The 17177-nt window shown below is 60.4% G+C and carries 17 protein-coding genes and 1 pseudogene; 11 read left to right on the forward strand and 7 right to left on the reverse strand.

The features are described from left to right. The first annotated feature begins 594 nt into the window (after window positions 1-594). Entirely contained in the window at window positions 595-1194 is a 600-nt protein-coding gene (locus tag AB3X96_RS33465; protein ID WP_176379792.1) for a LemA family protein, read from the forward strand. A gap of 51 nt (window positions 1195-1245) precedes the next feature. Continuing rightward, window positions 1246-3195, forward strand: a complete 1950-nt coding sequence (locus tag AB3X96_RS33470) for a M48 family metallopeptidase (RefSeq protein WP_368593031.1) — start codon at window positions 1246-1248, stop codon at window positions 3193-3195. A gap of 46 nt (window positions 3196-3241) precedes the next feature. Here the strand turns inward: AB3X96_RS33470 and AB3X96_RS33475 are convergent, their stop codons facing one another. Continuing rightward, window positions 3242-3814: a class I SAM-dependent methyltransferase gene (locus AB3X96_RS33475; RefSeq protein ID WP_368593032.1), complete on the reverse strand. Its 573-nt coding sequence runs from the start codon at window positions 3812-3814 to the stop codon at window positions 3242-3244. Then, on the reverse strand, window positions 3814-4164 hold the full coding sequence (locus AB3X96_RS33480; protein WP_368593033.1) for a NirD/YgiW/YdeI family stress tolerance protein: 351 nt from the start codon (window positions 4162-4164) through the stop codon (window positions 3814-3816). Before AB3X96_RS33480 ends, AB3X96_RS33475 begins: the two co-directional genes overlap by 1 nt. A gap of 415 nt (window positions 4165-4579) precedes the next feature. On the opposite strand from AB3X96_RS33480, the gene AB3X96_RS33485 reads away from it, so the two are divergent. Further along, window positions 4580-5182: a phosphatase PAP2 family protein gene (locus AB3X96_RS33485; RefSeq protein ID WP_368593034.1), complete on the forward strand. Its 603-nt coding sequence runs from the start codon at window positions 4580-4582 to the stop codon at window positions 5180-5182. Between the two features lie 468 nt (window positions 5183-5650). On the opposite strand, the gene AB3X96_RS33490 is transcribed toward AB3X96_RS33485, so the two are convergent. Continuing rightward, window positions 5651-6367 carry a FadR/GntR family transcriptional regulator gene (locus AB3X96_RS33490; protein WP_368593035.1) on the reverse strand — a complete coding sequence of 239 codons (717 nt, stop codon included), beginning with the start codon at window positions 6365-6367 and terminating at the stop codon, window positions 5651-5653. A gap of 151 nt (window positions 6368-6518) precedes the next feature. Here AB3X96_RS33490 and AB3X96_RS33495 point away from each other — a divergent pair, with 151 nt between their 5' ends. Genes AB3X96_RS33495 through AB3X96_RS33505 form a run of 3 tightly spaced genes read left to right on the forward strand, consistent with a single transcriptional unit; the run spans window position 6519 to window position 9543 of the window. Continuing rightward, window positions 6519-7400 carry a fumarylacetoacetate hydrolase family protein gene (locus tag AB3X96_RS33495; protein WP_368593036.1) on the forward strand — a complete coding sequence of 294 codons (882 nt, stop codon included), beginning with the start codon at window positions 6519-6521 and terminating at the stop codon, window positions 7398-7400. Then, window positions 7397-8182, forward strand: a complete 786-nt coding sequence (locus tag AB3X96_RS33500; protein WP_368593037.1) for an alpha/beta fold hydrolase — start codon at window positions 7397-7399, stop codon at window positions 8180-8182. Before AB3X96_RS33495 ends, AB3X96_RS33500 begins: the two co-directional genes overlap by 4 nt. Window positions 8183-8208: 26 nt before the next feature. Continuing rightward, window positions 8209-9543: an amidohydrolase family protein gene (locus AB3X96_RS33505; protein ID WP_368593119.1), complete on the forward strand. Its 1335-nt coding sequence runs from the start codon at window positions 8209-8211 to the stop codon at window positions 9541-9543. A gap of 479 nt (window positions 9544-10022) precedes the next feature. On the opposite strand, the gene AB3X96_RS33510 is transcribed toward AB3X96_RS33505, so the two are convergent. Continuing rightward, on the reverse strand, window positions 10023-10478 hold the full coding sequence (locus AB3X96_RS33510; RefSeq protein ID WP_368593120.1) for a dihydrodipicolinate synthase family protein: 456 nt from the start codon (window positions 10476-10478) through the stop codon (window positions 10023-10025). Between the two features lie 9 nt (window positions 10479-10487). Further along, window positions 10488-10844 carry a dihydrodipicolinate synthase family protein gene (locus tag AB3X96_RS33515; RefSeq protein WP_368593038.1) on the reverse strand — a complete coding sequence of 119 codons (357 nt, stop codon included), beginning with the start codon at window positions 10842-10844 and terminating at the stop codon, window positions 10488-10490. Window positions 10845-10922: 78 nt separating this feature from the next. On the opposite strand from AB3X96_RS33515, the pseudogene AB3X96_RS33520 reads away from it, so the two are divergent. From AB3X96_RS33520 to AB3X96_RS33540, 5 genes and pseudogenes are all read left to right on the forward strand, one after another. Next, window positions 10923-11171 (forward strand): annotated as a pseudogene (locus AB3X96_RS33520) (transposase); the annotation flags it as partial. A gap of 269 nt (window positions 11172-11440) precedes the next feature. Continuing rightward, on the forward strand, window positions 11441-12385 hold the full coding sequence (locus AB3X96_RS33525; protein WP_368593039.1) for a GlxA family transcriptional regulator: 945 nt from the start codon (window positions 11441-11443) through the stop codon (window positions 12383-12385). Between the two features lie 382 nt (window positions 12386-12767). After that, complete coding sequence (locus tag AB3X96_RS33530; RefSeq protein ID WP_368593040.1) at window positions 12768-13013, forward strand: PAS domain-containing protein; 246 nt, start codon at window positions 12768-12770, stop codon at window positions 13011-13013. After that, window positions 13010-13693, forward strand: a complete 684-nt coding sequence (locus AB3X96_RS33535; protein ID WP_368593041.1) for a response regulator transcription factor — start codon at window positions 13010-13012, stop codon at window positions 13691-13693. The genes AB3X96_RS33530 and AB3X96_RS33535 overlap by 4 nt, the downstream gene beginning before the upstream one ends. Window positions 13694-14607: 914 nt before the next feature. Continuing rightward, on the forward strand, window positions 14608-15699 hold the full coding sequence (locus tag AB3X96_RS33540) for a branched-chain amino acid ABC transporter substrate-binding protein (protein WP_368593121.1): 1092 nt from the start codon (window positions 14608-14610) through the stop codon (window positions 15697-15699). A gap of 310 nt (window positions 15700-16009) precedes the next feature. Here AB3X96_RS33540 and AB3X96_RS33545 read toward each other — a convergent pair whose 3' ends face one another. After that, on the reverse strand, window positions 16010-16939 hold the full coding sequence (locus AB3X96_RS33545) for an asparaginase domain-containing protein (protein ID WP_368593042.1): 930 nt from the start codon (window positions 16937-16939) through the stop codon (window positions 16010-16012). A gap of 63 nt (window positions 16940-17002) precedes the next feature. Further along, window positions 17003-17176 carry a hypothetical protein gene (locus AB3X96_RS33550; protein WP_368593043.1) on the reverse strand — a complete coding sequence of 58 codons (174 nt, stop codon included), beginning with the start codon at window positions 17174-17176 and terminating at the stop codon, window positions 17003-17005. Window position 17177: the final 1 nt, after the last annotated feature.

Consider the following 17177-nt stretch of genomic DNA (forward strand, 5'->3'; position numbering starts at 1 on the left):
CGCCGGCGTCGTCGACGGCTAGGTGCCGCTGCTTCTTCAATAGTGTTCACGTGTCCACCTATTTAAGTGAACACGATGCTCCCAAGACTTTCACCGTGACTCAAGATGGGATGACCGGGCGCTTACCTTCTGCCGCGCACGCAGTTCGATTTGTTCGCGACGAACAAGCCAGGTTTCGAGGCTTTTTCGTATCGCGGCTCCGAAATCTTCAGCGACTCGATCGTCGAGTATGGCGATTGCAGCGACTATATGGTGTCGCCCAAAGGTTGGGCGGAGATGTTCGAGCGCAACCGCATTGTTCTTCGCGCGGGTCATGAGGCATCGACGCGCACCTTGACAGTTTGACCCGAAAAGCACATATCGTCAGGTCGAGTTCGTGACCAGTTAGCCAGATCGACGATAACTAACCATAATCTCCCGGCGGATCGGCGGGACGACTGAATACATGCACCGACTCGACCGGCGATGCTGTTCTGGCTTCGCCGCAACTGGATTAGCGGCGACTTGATTGAATTGAACGCCATTTCGTTTATCCTGTTTCCATAGTCGTGCGATGGTCCAAACCAGCAGTGCTCTCGTCGGAGGTCACGGCCAATGAGTCCCGTCATTGTCACCCTGCTCGTGCTCCTGGGCATCGGGCTGTTGCTTGCGCTCTGGCTAATGGGCATCTACAACGGGCTGGTGGTTGCCCGGAAGCGCTTCGAGAACGCCTTCGCGCAGATCGATGTGCAGCTCAAGCGGCGCTATGACCTGATTCCGAACCTGGTCGAAGCGGTCAAGGGCTATATGGGCCACGAGAGGGAGACGCTCGACGCCGTCATCAAGGCCCGCAACAGCGCGATGGCTGCCGAGCAGAAAGTCGCCGCCAACCCCAGCGACCCGGAGGCCATTAAGGGGTTCAACCAGGCCGAGGCTCAGCTGGGCGGCGTCCTGGGCCGGCTCTTTGCCCTCTCCGAGGCATACCCGGACCTCAAGGCCAACCAGAACATGCTCGCCTTGCAGGAAGAGCTGACTTCGACCGAGAACAAGGTCGGCTTCGCCCGGCAAGCGTTCAACGATGCCGCCACCGAGTACAACATCCGGCGCGAGGTGTTCCCGGCGGTTACGGTGGCCGGCATGTTCGGCTTCAAGCAGGCGACGCTATTGGAAACCGCGGAGACCGAGCGTGCAGCGCCCAAGGTGTCGTTCCGGTAAGCCGGGACCGCATCGCTCTATGCGTCTCATGCTCCCCAAGCCGCTCTGACCGTGACCACCAATTTCTTTCAGCAGCAGGATTCGGCCCGACGCAAGACCTTTCAGCTGGTGGTCTATTTCGTCCTGGCGATCCTGATACTGATCGCCCTGGTCTACGGGCTGCTAGTGGCGCTCAGCACGTATGACGCCCACGCGCCCGTGTCCTGGTGGCAGCCGGAGATGCTCCTGTTCGCGGCGCTGGGGGTGGGCCTTGTGGTCGGCGGTGCCAGCGCATTCAAGGTGAGCCAGCTCGCTTCCGGCGGCCAGGCCGTCGCCCTGATGTTGGGCGGTGTGGAGGTGCCCGGCACGACCACCGACCCGCGGCAGAAACGGCTGCTCAACGTCGTCGAGGAGATAGCCCTCGCTGCGGGAGTGCCGGTACCCCCCGTTTATGTTCTGGATGAGCCCGGGATCAATGCCTTCGCGGCCGGCTACGCTCCGGGAGATGCCGTGGTCGCCGTCTCGCAGGGCTGCCTCGACTACCTGACCCGCGACGAGCTCCAGGGCGTGGTGGCCCACGAGTTCAGCCACATCCTCAACGGCGACATGCGACTCAACATCCGGCTAATCGGCCTGATCTTCGGGATCATGGTGTTGTCCATCATCGGCCGCGGCCTCATGTTCTCTTCCAGAGGACGCTCGTCGGGAAGGCAGAATGCCCAGGGCGGCATGGTGCTGCTGGGCCTGGGCGTGTTTGTGCTGGGCCTCGTGGGAGCGTTCTTCGGTCGGCTGATCATGGCGGCGGTGTCGCGGCAGCGCGAGTACCTGGCCGACGCCAGTGCCGTCCAGTTCACGCGCAACCCCGACGGAATCGGCGGGGCGCTAAAGAAGATCGGTGGGCTGGCTGAGGGGTCACGCATCGGCAACCCCCAAGCCGCAGAGGCCGGTCACATGTTTTTCGCCAACGCCTTCGCTGGCGAGGGACTCGCCGGAATGCTAGCTACCCACCCGCCCCTCGTCGAGCGCATCCGCCGTCTCAATCCCCAGTTCGACGGCCGGTTCCCGGAGGTGCGGCCGGTAGGTGTCGATCGGGAAGAACCTGAAGGCCCCCGGCCCAGCCATGCCCCGCCGTTTGGCGGGGCTCCTACGTTACCGGGGCTTCCGCAGGTGCCGGTGCCGGTCCTGGGGCTCGCCGACGAAACAGCATCCCGGGTCGGCCACATCGATCCGGAACTGATTAGTTATGCGCAGGGGTTACACGACGGTATGCCAGACGTGCTCCGGGTCGCCGCCCAGGAGCCGTTCAGTGCTCGCGCCCTGGTCTACGCCCTCCTCATGGACCCGGGGTCGGACCTGCGGGAACTCCAGCTGAGCCGGCTGAAAGCCGGCGCTGAGCCTCAGGACTTTGCCGAAACCCTGCGGCTGATCGCCCCTGTCCAGGCTTTGCCGGACACGCATCGGCTGCCCCTTCTGGACCTGAGCCTGCCAGCACTGCGGCAGATGTCGCCGCGGCAGCATCATTCATTCCGCGCACAGGTCGAGATGCTAATGATCGCCGACCAGCGGCTGAGCTTGTTCGAGTACACGCTTCGCTGTGTACTGCATCGCCATCTCGACGCCCAATTCCTCCCGCAGCGCCCGGCGCGTGCAATGCGCAGTTCCCTGCAGAGCCTCGCGCACCCGGTGGCAACGGTATTGGCGCTACTGGCCTGGGAAGGCCAACCGGAAACCGACCAGGCCGCGCGGGCTTTCGATGCGGGCATGCGCGGCTACATCGGCGGCGAGCACGCCTACCGCTTGCGGCCTCGCGAAGAATGCTCCCTCGCCGGATTCGACGCGGCCCTGCAAACGCTCAATCAATCGGTCCCAGCCATCAAGCGCCGGATCGTCGCCGCCTGCGCGGCCTGCATCCTGGCAAACCAGCAGGTCACCGTCCGCGAAGCGGAGCTGCTCCGCGCCATCTGCGATACGCTCGGCTGCCCGCTACCGCCGCTCGTCGTGCGGGAAGCGGAAGAAGGGTAGTCCTGGCAATGCAGGTGCGCGGTGCTCCCGCCGCCTGTTGTGCCGCTCATAGTTGCATCGTCACGACACGGGCCGGCGGCAGGTTAGCCCAGATGATCCGGCTCGACAGCATCACAAAGTCGCCCATCCCACCGGCATTCACGACGTTCCGGTCCGGTCGGATATCGTAGGTGAACTGAATCACGACACCACCAGGACGCAAGACCTGCCGCCACTGGTCGACAATCTCATCCACCTCGCGATGAGGCAACGAGCGCAAGGGAAGGCACGACACGATCGCGTCGACGCGCAGGTCCAGTGGCAGGCACCAGGCCAGGCGGGCAGCGTCGGCGTGCATGACCGGCACATCCGGGAATCGCCCGCGCAGATGCTGCACGAAGGTAGGGGAGCGCTCGACGACGATCAGCCGGTCGGTTGGCACGCCGCTTTCGAGCAACGCGTGCGTGACCGCGCCGGTACCGCCACCGAGTTCGATGACCACACCGTTGCCTGCCGGCACCTCCCGCGCGAGGCGCGCGGCGAGTCGCCGTGAGCTCGGGCAGATGGCGCCGACCGACCAGGGCGCCGTCGCCCATTCCCGTGCAAACAGCCGAGACGTGTGCAGGGGGCCGGCAACCATTACTGCACCACCTTGATGTCATAGACCTTGGCCTTTGATGCGCCGACGATTTCCTTGTCGTACTTGCCCGTCAGCTCGATGGTGCCCGTCTGATTCACCGGCTGTGCGGCCGGCCAGTGTTTGTGGTCGATCTTGACCGGGAGCTCTCTCGTGCTGTCGGCGAACCGGTACTTTTCGTCGCCGATGGATTTCACGATATGGCCGCGCAGTGCGATGCGTTGGTCTTCCCTGCCTGCGTCGCGAAGCTGTTGGACCGTCGTGACCGTCGCTTCGACACCCGGGCCTGTGCATACCGCGTGAGCCTCTGCGGCGGACGTGGCGGTCAGGCAGGCAACAATGAGCTCCTTCATTGGTTCTCCTTGTACGGGCGACATCGTGGTCGCGACAGAAAGCAGTCTACGGACCCGAGGCTGAAGCCAGAGTGAAGGCGACGCTGCGCGGTGTCCCCCCTTAATGCAGTGTTAACCTTCCGGCCGGTAAGCTTGCGACGCCGCGTCACGGAACCGGCGGGAACAGGATGACGACGGATGCGAATACTGCTGGGGCCAAGGACGATCCGCTGATCGGCAATGGACTAAGACTCGGCCTGCGCCGGGAAGGTTTCGCCGCACTACCCTACGGCCGCTTTCGGCGTGTCCAATCTCGCGAGCAGGGCGCGCTCGCTGCGGTGCCGCTTGTCATGTGTAGCCAAGCGCCGCAGCCGCAGACGCAGCCGCAGACGCACGGCGGCTGACGCACTCTTCATCTTCAGCACAAAACGACGCAATGAATACCATCGAAGCATTCAACCACGCGCTCTTCCTGATGATCAACGGCACGCCGGCAACGCCGGGATGGCTGATCAGCACGGCGCTCGTCTCTGCAAATTATCTGATCTGGTTAGTCCCCCTCATGCTGGTGATGATGTGGCTTTCCGGGGACCACCAGCGGCGCGAGCTGGCGCTGCGTGCCTGCTGTGTCGCGCTGCTGGCGCTCGGCGTCAACCAGTTGATCGGTCTCGTCTGGCAGCACCCCCGCCCGTTCATGATCGGGCTCGGCCACACGTTCCTGGCGCATGTGCCCGATTCGTCGTTCCCAAGCGATCACGCCACCCTCTTTGCCAGCATCGCACTGCCGCTGCTCTTCGGCCGGATGTGCTGGCTCGGTGGCTTGACGCTCGTTGTGGGTGTCGTCGTCGCGTGGGCACGCGTGTTTCTCGGCGTGCATTTTCCGCTCGACATGATCGGGGCAGTGGCCGTCGCGTGCATCGCTTATGCGGCAATTGCGCGGCTGTGGCAAACGGGCGGCACGGCGATGACAGATCTGGTGGTCACGCTCTATCGTGCGCTGTTCGCATGGCCGATCAGCCGTGGCTGGCTGAGGCCGTGATTGCCTGTCGGAGATAGTCTGACCCGTTAGGGCGACGCGCGTGGGCGTTGGCAGGACTGGGTAGTGCCGCTGCCCGTTGCTTCTAGACGTAAAAACAACGCGTCACCCCGCGGTCCACAACGTCTTGCAACGCGTGTACTCAAGTTGGTAAAGCGTCGAAGTAGGCGTTGCTGGGCCGACGCCGGGCAAAGCCGCGAGTCCGGCATTGAAAGCGTCCGCCGCTAAACGGACGCGGTCGGCGCGGCATCCTTACTAGCACGATCCATGTCGGCACTTGGGTGCCTTCCGAACGTGCCCGCTTTTCCGCTTTCTCTAGCTTGCTGACAGCCTCATCGGCCAGGCAAAGATGGACTCCCGTGATGCCCGCCATCTCGACCAGCAGTGGCAGGACGTGCTCACGCAGACCTTTCACGACTTGTGTGCGCCATCGTTACGGTGCCGACGGAGCATGTATTGGCGCCAGGTTTTCTAGCCAAAGAGGTTGTGCTGAATCTGAACAAGATGCCCAGTAAGCGCCTTCACTGCTGCATCCGTATCGCGGTCTCTAAGGGCTTCGACGATTTCACGGTGCTGGGCCTCATATTCCTTGCGACGTTCTGGAGTCAGCGAGCGCGCTTTAAGCCGCCCCCATTCGCCTTGCTCGCGCACGCGATTAGTCAACTCCAGAATCTTTAGGAAAAAAGAGTTATGCGTTGCAAGTGCGAAAACTCGGTGGAGCTGACCATCCCAATGCTCGAACTCCTCGATAGTCTGCGCGGCCTCCGAGCGCTCGATGCATTCAATCATCTTCGCGAAATCTGCGCCCGTCGCATTACGCGTGATGAGGCGTGGCATCAGCGGCTCGATTAGCAGTCGCGCTTCCATCAGTTCAGCAGGACTCGTCTGGGCCTCTGGCGGGGGTTCCTCCTGCTCGCGAATTCTCACAGGGAACGTGCTAGCAGCGCCAGGTCGCACGAACGTGCCGCTTCCGACGGCCTGGGAAATCAATCCGCGCTCTTTCAAATCCTGAAGCACCCGCCGGACGGCCCCTCTCGACGCTCCAAACTGCTCGCTCAAAAGACGCTCCGCGGGCAACTTCGCCCCGTCGCCCAGCCGACCAGACTTGATTTCTTCGTCCAGATACGCCGCCAAGGACTTCGCGCCGGCCGCCCGAACCGTACTGCCACCACTTTCAAGGTCGCTCATTCTTTTGCTCTCCCTCCTGACCGTTGAAGTAATTATACGCGAAACGGTACCAATTGGTGAAAACATTGGTTTACCCCCCAGTTGCATATGTGCCAATATGGTTCTACAGTAGAACCACATCGCAACCAAATGGACCAACAACGAGTGAGAAGTGAAGCTTGCAAACTTACGAGTGGCTGGGCAGAAGGTCGTTGCCCTTGTAGATTCGGACTCGGAGACATTCTGGAGCATAGGTGCACTGGTGCCTGGTTTCTCTGGTGACATGGTCCAATTGGTACAACAATATCCAGATCTAAAGGCTGACCTGAAGCCCAAGACGTCCGGCACACCTTTGAGCGGTGCTGAAGTGCTGGCTCCGATAGACCAGCCTCGCCGCAACATCTTCTGCGTGGGCAAAAACTATCACGAGCATGCCGCGGAATTTCAGAATTCGGGCTTCGATAGCAGCGCGCAAAACGGTGGGCACGCGCCGGAAGCGCCTGTGCTCTTCACAAAGCCGGCGTCGGCCATCATAGGTCCTGGCGAAAAGATTCCTCGCCACACGAGCGTTACCAGTCAACTCGACTATGAAGCCGAACTTGGCGTCGTTATCGGTAAGGCTGGCCGCAACATCTCCAAAGCGAACGCGATGGACCATGTGTTCGGCTACACAGTGATTAACGACTTTACCGCGCGGGACCTGCAAAAGCTCCATCGTCAGTGGTTTCTCGGCAAGTCGCTGGACGGCTTCTGCCCGATGGGCCCGTACGTGGTCACTGCAGACGAAGTCGATGGGCAAAACATCGATGTCAAGTGCTGGGTCAACGGCGAACTGCGTCAGAACTCGAATACATCGCAACTGATATTCGACATTCCAACGCTTATCGAGACCCTTTCTGCTGGCATCGAATTGCAGCCGGGTGACGTCATTGCGACGGGTACTCCGGCAGGAGTCGGTATTGGGTTCACACCGCCCAGATTCCTTCAAAAGGGCGATGTGGTTCGTATCGAAATCGAAAACGTAGGTGTTCTTGAAAACGAGGTGGGTGAATGACGACGACTTTGGTCAAAAACGTGGTTGTGGAAATTGATGGTGATGGTCAACCGGTGGTGTGTATCCACGGTCTGGCAGGTTCCTCGAATAACTGGACGCCTGTGTTGCCCGCGTTCGAAGGCATGAAGGTCATCCGCCTTGACCTGCCCGGCAGTTCGCGCTCGGAACTCGCGTCGGAGCCTCTGTCCATTGAGCTGTACGTTCAGACAATTGCCGCTGTTCTTGGCGAGCTCAAGGTGTCCGGGGCGCACATCGTCGCGCACTCGATGGGCACCATCGTCGCTCAACACCTTGCTCTGAAGCATCCGGACCTGGTGAAGAGTCTCGCGTTGTTCGGTCCGTTGATTGAACCGCCAGAAGCCGGTCGCAACGGAATGAAGGCACGCGCCGCACTGTGCCGGGACAAGGGCATCGTCGGCGTGCAGGAAGTGGCGGACGCAATCGTTAAGGGTGCAACGAGCGCGGAGACCAAGGCCCAGCGCCCGGTGACGGTGGCGCTCGTACGCGAAAGCGTGATGCGCCAAACACCGGAAGGATATGCGCAGAGCTGCGAAGCGCTGGCCGGAGCGCAGGGTGCGAACGTCGACAACATCAAAGTGCCGACGCTGCTCGTGACGGGAGATGAGGACGGTGTAGGCCAGCCGGCCGCAGTCAAGGCCATGGCAGAGCGTATCGCGGGCAGCAAGGTGACGGTCCTTGCGGGCTGCGGTCACTGGACTACCTTTGAAAAGCCGGCCGAGTGCACGGCCGAACTTCAAAGCTTCTACAAGACGGCGAACTAACACCTTCCAGGAGAAATGGAGGAGACATGGCTAAGATCCTTTTCACCAACGTGAACATCTTCGACGGCAGCGGCACCGACCCTTTTCGGGGCGAGGTACTCGTCGAAGATGATCGAATCACGCGCGTTTCCCGAGCGGAAGAATCGGTATCGCGCGAGGGGTTCCAGATCATCGACGGCAAGGGCAAATTCCTCATGCCGGGCATGACCGAAGCGCACACGCACTTCTCGTGGAATGACCAGCCGTCGCTCAGTGCGATCCAGTTCATGCCGCCCGAAGAACATATTCTGTGGTGCGTCCGCGTGGCGAAGCGCTATCTGGAGATGGGCTGGACGTCCGCCATCGGCGCGGCAACTGCGAAGCCGCGCCTCGACGTGGTGACGCGCAATGCAATCAACGCCGGCGAATTTCCTGGCCCGCGCTATCTCGCAGGCAGCCAGGAAATTACCGTTCAGGGCGGTCTGGGCGACAACACGCTTTCGCACCTCCCGTTCCGTGAGCTTAGCTTTGGCGAAGTCGTGTGCGGGCCGGAAGAGATGCGCAAATCGACACGCATGTTCCTCAAATACGGCGTTGACCATCTCAAACTCAACCTGTCTGGCGAATATATCGCGGGCATTCCTGCAGAGGCCTCACCGTTTTCCGAAGAAGAAATCGCGATGTGTACCGCGGAGGCCAAACGCGCGGGCAAGCGGGTTGCCGCGCATGCGCGCTCCGCTGAATCTGTGAAGCAGTGCGTGCGGCACGGCATTGAACTCGTCTATCACGCGAGCTTCGCGGACGAGGAAGCGCTCGACATGCTCGAGGCGAACAAGGATAAGCACTTTGTCGCCCCAGGCATTGGCTGGCTCGTGAGTACGCTTTACCACGCTGAACAGTGGGGAATTTCGACGGAAGTCGCGACGAAGATGGGCTATGCGCGCGAACTCGAAATTGCGGCTGACACGTTGCAGAAGATGCACAAGCGGGGAATCCGCATTCTGCCGGGCGGCGACTACGGCTTTGCGTGGATGCCTCACGGGACGAATGCGCGTGACCTCGAGCACTTCCAGAAGTACATCGGAATGACGCCCAAGGAAATCCTGTTGGCGGCCACCAAGCTTGGCGGCGAGATCATGATGCAGCCCGACAGCATCGGCCAGATTGCGCCAGGATTTTACGCGGACATCCTCCTCATTGATGGCAATCCGCTGGAGGACCTGAAAGTCATGCAAGACCCGACCAGAATCCTGATGGTCATGAAGGGCGGTGACATCTATAAGCACTGCAAGGACAGCGAACCGGTTAGTGCGAGCGTCCATGCGTCACCGGTTGCAAAAGCGACGCAAGACGCCGGAGTGGCTGAAGCATTGCAGCACTAGCATTTCGGACGGACCCTGCAGCTCGTGCCGAAAATATGTCTGCCACCGGTCGGTTACGGGCTCTATTGAGCGCAAGACTGACCGGTTTGCGGGCTCCAGACGGAAACGTCGTTCGTCGGCAACGTTCGTGATGCAAGGACAAGCATAGGAAGACCGCTGCCTCTCCCAGCGGTGCGCAACACCCGGTCAATGACGCTTCCCGGAAGAGAACCGGCCGTTAGAGCGGCTACGGCCCGAAGGTCGGCAACGTCTCCAAATGGCCGACCCCGGCCCGACGTAGACCGGCGGGCATGCTCGGCCATAGATCGGCCGCGTCGGGCAGCAGTCGACCCACTCCAGACGTTCGGACTGATGCGAGGTCAACGGCTGCTTCCAGAGTACAACGGCCATGCCGCCAACTCGATTGGCGGGTGCTCAGCCCCACATGCTGACGAACTTTCATCCTCCGGAGGCCGCAATCCGCGCCGTCGAAATGACATTCAACTTCTATTCCGATAAGGGTGCGCGGTTCGCTCAAGCAAACCCGACTCGATCAAGGCGGCGCGCACACGTTCGATTTCACCGGCGTCAAGTTTCAAGAGCGGTGGCCTTACCGTTGCGCTCCTGAATTGTCCCAAGATGACGAGCGCCTCTTTCATGCGGTTGTGCATGTCGAGAAAAGGCGGCGCGTAAAAGGCTTGCTGCAACGGGTAAAGACGGTCGTTGACCGCGCGTGCAGCGACCAGGTCGTTGCGCTGTACCGCCTCGAACAGTTCGACCTGTTGAGAAGCCACAACACTGCCGGCACCCGCACCCGATAGCAAACCCTTGCACCCCATCACGAGCGAGCTCATCAGCCACGAGCTGTTCGTCGATAACACGTTGACCGGACGGTCGAACTGTTGAAATGTTCGCACATTGCGCTCGTGGACCATCGGTTCGGACCAGTCCTTGATCGCCGCCCATTACCATCGTCGGCTGCGGAAACACGAGCAGGGCCGACGCACCGGCCTGCTCCGCTGCCCGCGCGATGCACGCAGCCTCCAGCGCGCCGTCAGCGAATATACGCCGCAAATGATGGGCACCTTGCTGCCGATCTCGTCAAGTGCCAGATCCAGGATCCGGCGCTGCTCGTCGAACGTGCATGCGCTCACCTCCGATGCATGGCCGTTGACTGTTATTGCAGACGCGCCGCGGACACCGCCCAGACGCCGCAGGTGATTCGCGGCACAGCGTTCGTCAATCGCGTAGTCTTCAGAAAAAGGTAGCAAGGACGCCGGGATCAGCCCCGCCGGCGTCCAGTCCGGAGAAGGCGTCGTCATCGTGTCCTACTTCCTATGAGAGTGGGTGTGCGGCGGTCGCGTTGCCGCCTGGAGACTCCGGCGCGCACAACCTTGTTCGCGGCCCTGGAAGCCATGCAACGTCGTCTTGACCGCAAGCCCGACGTAATGACCATCCGCAGAAGCACTGTCGAGCATGTCTTCGGCACGCTCAGGCACTGGATGGGTGCTACTCACTTCCTGACCCGAACGCTGGGGCGAGTGAACACCGAAATGAGCCTTCGGATGCTGGCCTACAACATCAAACGCGTCGTAAATATACTTGGGGTTGCTAGAACGATAAAGGCGTTGAAGATGGTTGGAACCTGACGCCCGAGGGGCGTTCTCGCGCTTGAGACGGTACGTCAGCCCAGATTCGACCTGATCGAACGCGAATGACCCGAAGTGGAAAAAGCGGTTCCCACACATCCTCGGCCGGTTGCCGCGTTCAGGACCGTCATGTGTCGATCCAATAGATGCGTCCCGGAAGCTACGAATAGGTCGGAGCATTCCTGAATCGGCGCGTCCGGAAAACGTAGTTTATACGTCCTTTCAGGCATCGACCAATTGACCGTATAAATGCCGGTAAGGAGGCAGCCATGCCGACAATTGCGTTCGTGGTGTTCGACGGATTCTACTCGATGGCGCTCGCTGCTCAGTCGGTGTTCGAGTTCGCGAATGTGGAAGTCGACAAGCCTTTTTATGAAGTTTTTAACGTGTCCGAACGGGGTGGCCCGGTACGCTCCTCAAGCGGTCTTGCGTTACTGACTGAGGCAATAGACCATCGCGTGTTTGATACGGTCATTTTTGCGGGCAGCAATCCGGCCGATATCGGACCGCCGCCGGGACTGCTGCAATATGTGCGCCGCAGTGCCGAAACAGCACGCCGTACTGCTTCCGTCTGCACGGGTGCGTTCGTGCTTGCGGAAGCTGGATTGCTCGACGGCCGCCGCGTGACCACGCATTGGTATCACGCCCACGAGCTGCGGACACGATTTCCTTCTGTCACGGTAGACGACGACCGGATCTTTATCGAGGATGGACTAATCTGGACCTCGGCCGGGATGTCGGCCGGCATCGATCTTGCGCTCGCACTGGTAGAAAACGATCTCGGCGCCAACCTGGCGCGAGCGGTTGCGCGCGACCTTGTTGTTTATCACTGGCGCACAGGTGGACAGTCACAGCACTCGGCGTTGCTCGAACTCGAACCAAAATCCGACCGCATTCAGGCAGTGCTGACGTACGCAAAGCAGAACCTTAGGGAGCCGCTTTCAATCGAGCGTTTGGCGGAGGTCGCGCGGCTGAGCCCACGACAGTTTAGCCGCGCGTTTCGCGAGGAGACGGGGCAAACTCCGGCAAAGGCGGTTGAGCGACTGCGGCTTGAAACAGCACGCCTGATGCTCGAGGAGAGTCGGCACACAGTCAATCAAATTGCTGCTGCAAGCGGCTTTTCCGATCTTCGTAGAATGCGGGAGGCATTCCTCCGTGTGTTTGGGCAACCACCGCAATCGTTCCGTCGCAATGCCCGTGCGACAGCGTCGTGACCAGCCGGTTCTGGAGACTGACAGTGTTGGGAGCGCGTGTGTGCGACGCACACGCCCACTTTCAGTCGCAACGAGACTAGATCGTTCCGTCTCGCTCAGGCTTCGCTGATTTGGGCATGCGAAATAAATATCTGAAACGCAATGCAAGCAACTTCAACGCGCTCGATTCCTCGATTCCTTACGTTGCGCTGCTCGACGCGCAATTCGGTCGCCATCGTCGGAACAATGCCTGAAGACAACTGGCGTTCGTCATATAGGTAATCCTGCTTCTACATATCCAGCGGGTTGGGACAAGCTCGTGGGCGCCCGGAATCCCACCCGCGGTCCGATCTCCGAAAGTGGAAAAGCTCGCACGGCCACATGCCTTCGGGAAGGGAACGCAATGAAAACTGAGCTCAGTCGTGTTGTGGACGAACTCCCGGGCCTGGTATGGTCCGCATTACCCGACGGCCGTATTGAATTCGTCAACCGACGCTGGTGCGAGTATACGGGGCTTTCCGCAGATCAGGCAGGGTGCCGTCGATTGCCTCTTCAAGCCTTTCAGCGACACTGCCATGCTCGGAGCGATCCGGGCTGCACTCCAGGTCGAATGATTCATCCAGGTGCCTACGCATGGAGTTCGAAATGACACCAGACCAAGCAGTTGAACACGAATTGTCGTCGGCGCAAGGCACGCCGGTCGTCTTCGTCGTCGACGACGATGTCTCGGTGCGTGAGTCGCTCGAAGCGATGATTCGCTTTGCCGGCCTCAGGGCGGAGACGTACGCATGCGCACAGGACTTTCTCGGGCGCCCGCGCGCGATGGTCCCGAACTGCCTGGTGCTGGACGTCGCTCTTCCCGATATCAGCGGCCTCGACCTGCAGAACCTGATTGCATCCGAGCGCACCGACATGCCAATCATCTTCATCACCGGCTACGGCGACGTTCCAATGACGGTGCGGGCCATGAAAGCTGGAGCGGTTGAGTTTCTTACCAAGCCCTTTGACGACCAGGCGATGCTCGATGCCATCCGGCACGCAATCGAGCGCAGCCGCGTGGCATTACGCGAGGAAGCCCGGATGCAATCGATCCGGGATCGCTACGCGTCACTTACCTGTCGCGAGCGCGAGGTCATGACGCTCGTGGTGACCGGCCTTCTGAACAAGCAGGTGGGGGGCGAGTTGGGCATCTGCGAGATCACGGTGAAGATGCACCGCAGGCAGGTCATGCGAAAGATGAAAGCCGGCTCGCTCGCCGAACTGATAGGCATGGCGTGGAAACTTCATCCTGACCGCGTGCCAGGGGCAGCGCTGCAAAACGTCTCGTGAAGGGATTGGGCGCGCGCTCTGCTAAGGTTCATCGACACGCTCATCAATGCGTCGGAGCGATATTTCCATGTTAGTTCTTAGGCGGCACGTCTCGTGTGACGCGAAATAATTCGTTCCTCAGATGCACGGCTTGTTGAGCGCGCAGCTTCAAATCGGACGTTTAAGTTGGACCGAAGAATGCGAGGGGCCGTTTGTGGCCCTGGAACCGACGTTTGAACGTCTGCGCAACAGTACGAGCAAATGACGCTTCATGGCCGACCCCGGCCCGACATAGACCAGCGGGCATGGTCGGCCATAGATCGGCCGCGTCGGGCAGCAGTCGACCCTCATCGGCCGCTCGTGCTTGACGGAATGGGTGGCTGCTTTGGAGGTCTTCGAGACTTCGCGTAATCCCGATCGCATTCAGCCCCGAGGCGTCGACGGCGGTGCGTATCTGCTGGATCGGCAGCGCCACGTACCACCAGTCGATCCGGCGAGCGATGTTGCGTTCAAGTCAACTGCCTAGACCGAGATGCGGCGGATTTTTTTCGAATCTCGGCCTCCCCTCCATCTATCAGTAGTTCAGCCCATGGTCGGAAGTCGGACCCGGACTAGGTGTTTACACCTACAATACATTTTATTTAATTCTAGATAATCTTTCTAGAAAGACGGGGTCCCCTATGGAACAGGTGGGCCCCTGACCACCGCCAGTTTGCCAATGCTCACGCTAAGGAGTGCCAACGAGCTTGCCCGCTTCCTCGGTTGATAGGCGGCTCTGACGAATACTTACATTCGAAAATATCGCCAACGTCGATAACTTCGATAGAAGACGCCGTACGCATTTTTCAACAGCAACCCAGTTCAACAAGAGGCTCAAGCATATGAAATTTCATCTCAAACCCATCAGCGCCGCGCTGCCTCTCGCCTGCATCGCCATGGCCTGTGGTCAAGCTGCTCTCGCCGACGTGACTGTGAAGATCGGCAGCGCCGCCCCGCTGACCGGCAACATTGCCCACATGGGCCAGGATGCGGCCGATGGCGTCAAGCTCGCCGTCCAGCAAATCAACAAGGCGGGCAATCTGGTCATCGGTGGCCAGAAGGTCGTCCTCGAGGTCGATTCGCTGGATGACCAGGCCGATCCCAGGACAGGTACGAATGTCGCGCAGAAGCTGGTCGACGACGGCGTCGTGGCAGTGATCGGCCACCTGAACTCCGGCGTGTCTATCCCCGCGTCCAAAATTTACCGCGACAACGGCGTCACCCAGATCACCCCGGGCTCTACCAACCCGCAGTACACGCTGCAAGGCTACAAGACCGCCTTCCGTGTGATCGGCACCGACGCCCAGCAAGGCCCCGCCCTAGCCAAGTACGCTCGAAACCAGAAGGTCAAGACGGTAGCCATCGTCGACGACGCCACGGCCTACGGCCAGGGCCTTGCGGACCAGTTCGAGAAGACCGCCAAGGCCGAAGGCATCCAGGTGCTATCGCGCGACGCAACCAACGACAAGGCCACTGACTTCAAGGCCATCCTGACCAAGATCAAAGCCGAACGCCCCGACGCCATCATGTATGGCGGCGAGGACGCCACCGGCGGCCCCTTCGCCAAGCAGGCCTTGCAGTTGGCAGTCCCCGCCAGGATCCTGGCGGGAGACGGCGTCTGCACCACCGACCTGGCCAGGCTGGCCGGCAACGCCGCCGATAACCTGGTCTGCTCGGTCGCGGGCGGCGATCTGTCCGCGATGGACGGCAGCGCCGCATTCGGCAAGGAACTGAAGGCGGCGTACGGCCACGATCCGGTGGTCTACTCGCCGGTTGCGTACAGCGCCGTCTACGTGATCGTCGATGCCATGAAACGCTCCAACTCGGTCACGCGCGCCGGTGTCCTGTCCGCCATGCCCTCGACCAATCTCAACACCCTGATTGGCAATATCCGGTTCGACGAGCACGGCGACCTGAAGGACAGCTCCATCTCGCTCTACAAGTACGTCAAAGGCAAGCGGACCCTTCTCGAAGTCGAGAAGATGTAATCGAAGCAGGGCTGACGCGGAAGCCTCCAAGCCCCCGCGCCCGAACCGCACCGGGGGGATTTTTGCTGAAATCTTTGAATGGCCGCCGTCACCGGCGGCGTTTCTCTTGTGCGCTTAGCACGAGGGCACTGCAAGCGGCGCGTCGCGACCGTGATTGACTGGGATGTGCGGCGTGTAGCTGCTGTAGATTGACGCCTAAGACAGCGAAGCGGCGATACGCTACGACAACTGCTCGCCCATCCGGTTCGACGGTCTACACCTACGCGAATAGTACGGTGCTCAAACAGGCCCCAAGTGGACGAGGCGCTGATCAGCGCCCAGCCTTTTTGCTGCGATTTGCACGACCAAGCTCGGCTATGAGCCGAATTTGTGCCTTTGATGCGTTGAGCCCGTCATACCCTGCCGTGGTCAGGCCGAGGTTGTGGGCGTGATCATAGGCATATTTGGTTACGGCTGGATTGACCCGGAAACCATGGGCGCAGCGTGTCGATAGCACGACAGGGAGGTGCCGTGCGGCTTCGCTGAGCAGTCTCTCTGATTGCGCGGAGAAGCCCCCTGCGCCCTTGCCTGCCACGACGATACCGTCGAGTTTGGAGAGATCCGGGAAGCCAACGAGTAAGCCGAAGGTCTCCATGACGATCGCAACTCGGGCGCCGAGATCGGATACATCGAGTTCCGCGTAACTCTCGTCAACGATTCCCGATCCTACGAGCGTGACTATATCGGCGTCTATGGAGCCGCGGATCGCTGTTTCCGGTCCGAAGGGCTGAATGGCTTGCGGCCATACCTTGACGAGCGACACCGGGTCGAAAATCCGTCCCGCGAAGGCAACGAGGGCGCTCGCGCCCTGCGGCATGACCCGTGCCAGATTTGCAGAATCTGCCAGATTTCGCGGACCATCGGCATTGGCATTGCCACCGGGGATCGCAGCACCGGTCAAAACGACAGGCCGGTCACGATCAAAAAGCAGAGCGGCGGCATAGGCGACATCTTCCATTGCGTCCGTGCCGCAACACATCACGAAAGCTTCCCTCTCCCGATCCTGCCGCATGACATCACGAGCCCGGCAAAGTGAGGCGAAGGTCAGATCGCAGCTATCGACAGGATCGATGTCATGTCCGATCCAATCTGCTTGACCGCTCAATGCGATCAAATCGCGTGCCAATAGACGCTTGATCGTCCCGTCAGCCTGATAGTTTTCCGTGATAGTGCCGCCGCAATTGAGGAGTCCGATTTTCATTAGGGTTGGGCCTTTAGACAAGAGTTTCGAAATTTTCTCGCTGGAATATCAATGCCAGTCCCGTCATATCAAATAGGGTGATGTCTTTCGGCTGCGTGACGTTGCGATTTCGCCCGCCGGGGTACAGCCGATTTCGATTTCGTCTTTCATGTCACCCCACTGACCCTCGCCGATCTGGCGACTTTGCTGTTTGTCATCTGCGAAGTGCTTCGCTTTTTGCAGGGTGCCTTCCGGCAAT

The sequence above is a fragment of the Paraburkholderia sp. BR13439 genome, assembly GCF_040948805.1.
Classification (GTDB): Bacteria; Pseudomonadota; Gammaproteobacteria; order Burkholderiales; family Burkholderiaceae; genus Paraburkholderia; species Paraburkholderia youngii.

Coding starts and splice junctions, on each gene's coding strand:
- AB3X96_RS33505 (WP_368593119.1), top strand. CDS start 8,209: ATGGCTAAGATCCTTTTCACCAACGTGAACATCTTCGACGGCAGCGGC.
- AB3X96_RS33515 (WP_368593038.1), bottom strand. CDS start 10,844: ATGACGACGCCTTCTCCGGACTGGACGCCGGCGGGGCTGATCCCGGCG.
- AB3X96_RS33540 (WP_368593121.1), top strand. CDS start 14,608: ATGGCCTGTGGTCAAGCTGCTCTCGCCGACGTGACTGTGAAGATCGGC.
- AB3X96_RS33490 (WP_368593035.1), bottom strand. CDS start 6,367: ATGAGCGACCTTGAAAGTGGTGGCAGTACGGTTCGGGCGGCCGGCGCG.
- AB3X96_RS33500 (WP_368593037.1), top strand. CDS start 7,397: ATGACGACGACTTTGGTCAAAAACGTGGTTGTGGAAATTGATGGTGAT.
- AB3X96_RS33465 (WP_176379792.1), top strand. CDS start 595: ATGAGTCCCGTCATTGTCACCCTGCTCGTGCTCCTGGGCATCGGGCTG.
- AB3X96_RS33525 (WP_368593039.1), top strand. CDS start 11,441: ATGCCGACAATTGCGTTCGTGGTGTTCGACGGATTCTACTCGATGGCG.
- AB3X96_RS33530 (WP_368593040.1), top strand. CDS start 12,768: ATGAAAACTGAGCTCAGTCGTGTTGTGGACGAACTCCCGGGCCTGGTA.
- AB3X96_RS33475 (WP_368593032.1), bottom strand. CDS start 3,814: ATGGTTGCCGGCCCCCTGCACACGTCTCGGCTGTTTGCACGGGAATGG.
- AB3X96_RS33485 (WP_368593034.1), top strand. CDS start 4,580: ATGAATACCATCGAAGCATTCAACCACGCGCTCTTCCTGATGATCAAC.
- AB3X96_RS33535 (WP_368593041.1), top strand. CDS start 13,010: ATGACACCAGACCAAGCAGTTGAACACGAATTGTCGTCGGCGCAAGGC.
- AB3X96_RS33480 (WP_368593033.1), bottom strand. CDS start 4,164: ATGAAGGAGCTCATTGTTGCCTGCCTGACCGCCACGTCCGCCGCAGAG.
- AB3X96_RS33545 (WP_368593042.1), bottom strand. CDS start 16,939: ATGAAAATCGGACTCCTCAATTGCGGCGGCACTATCACGGAAAACTAT.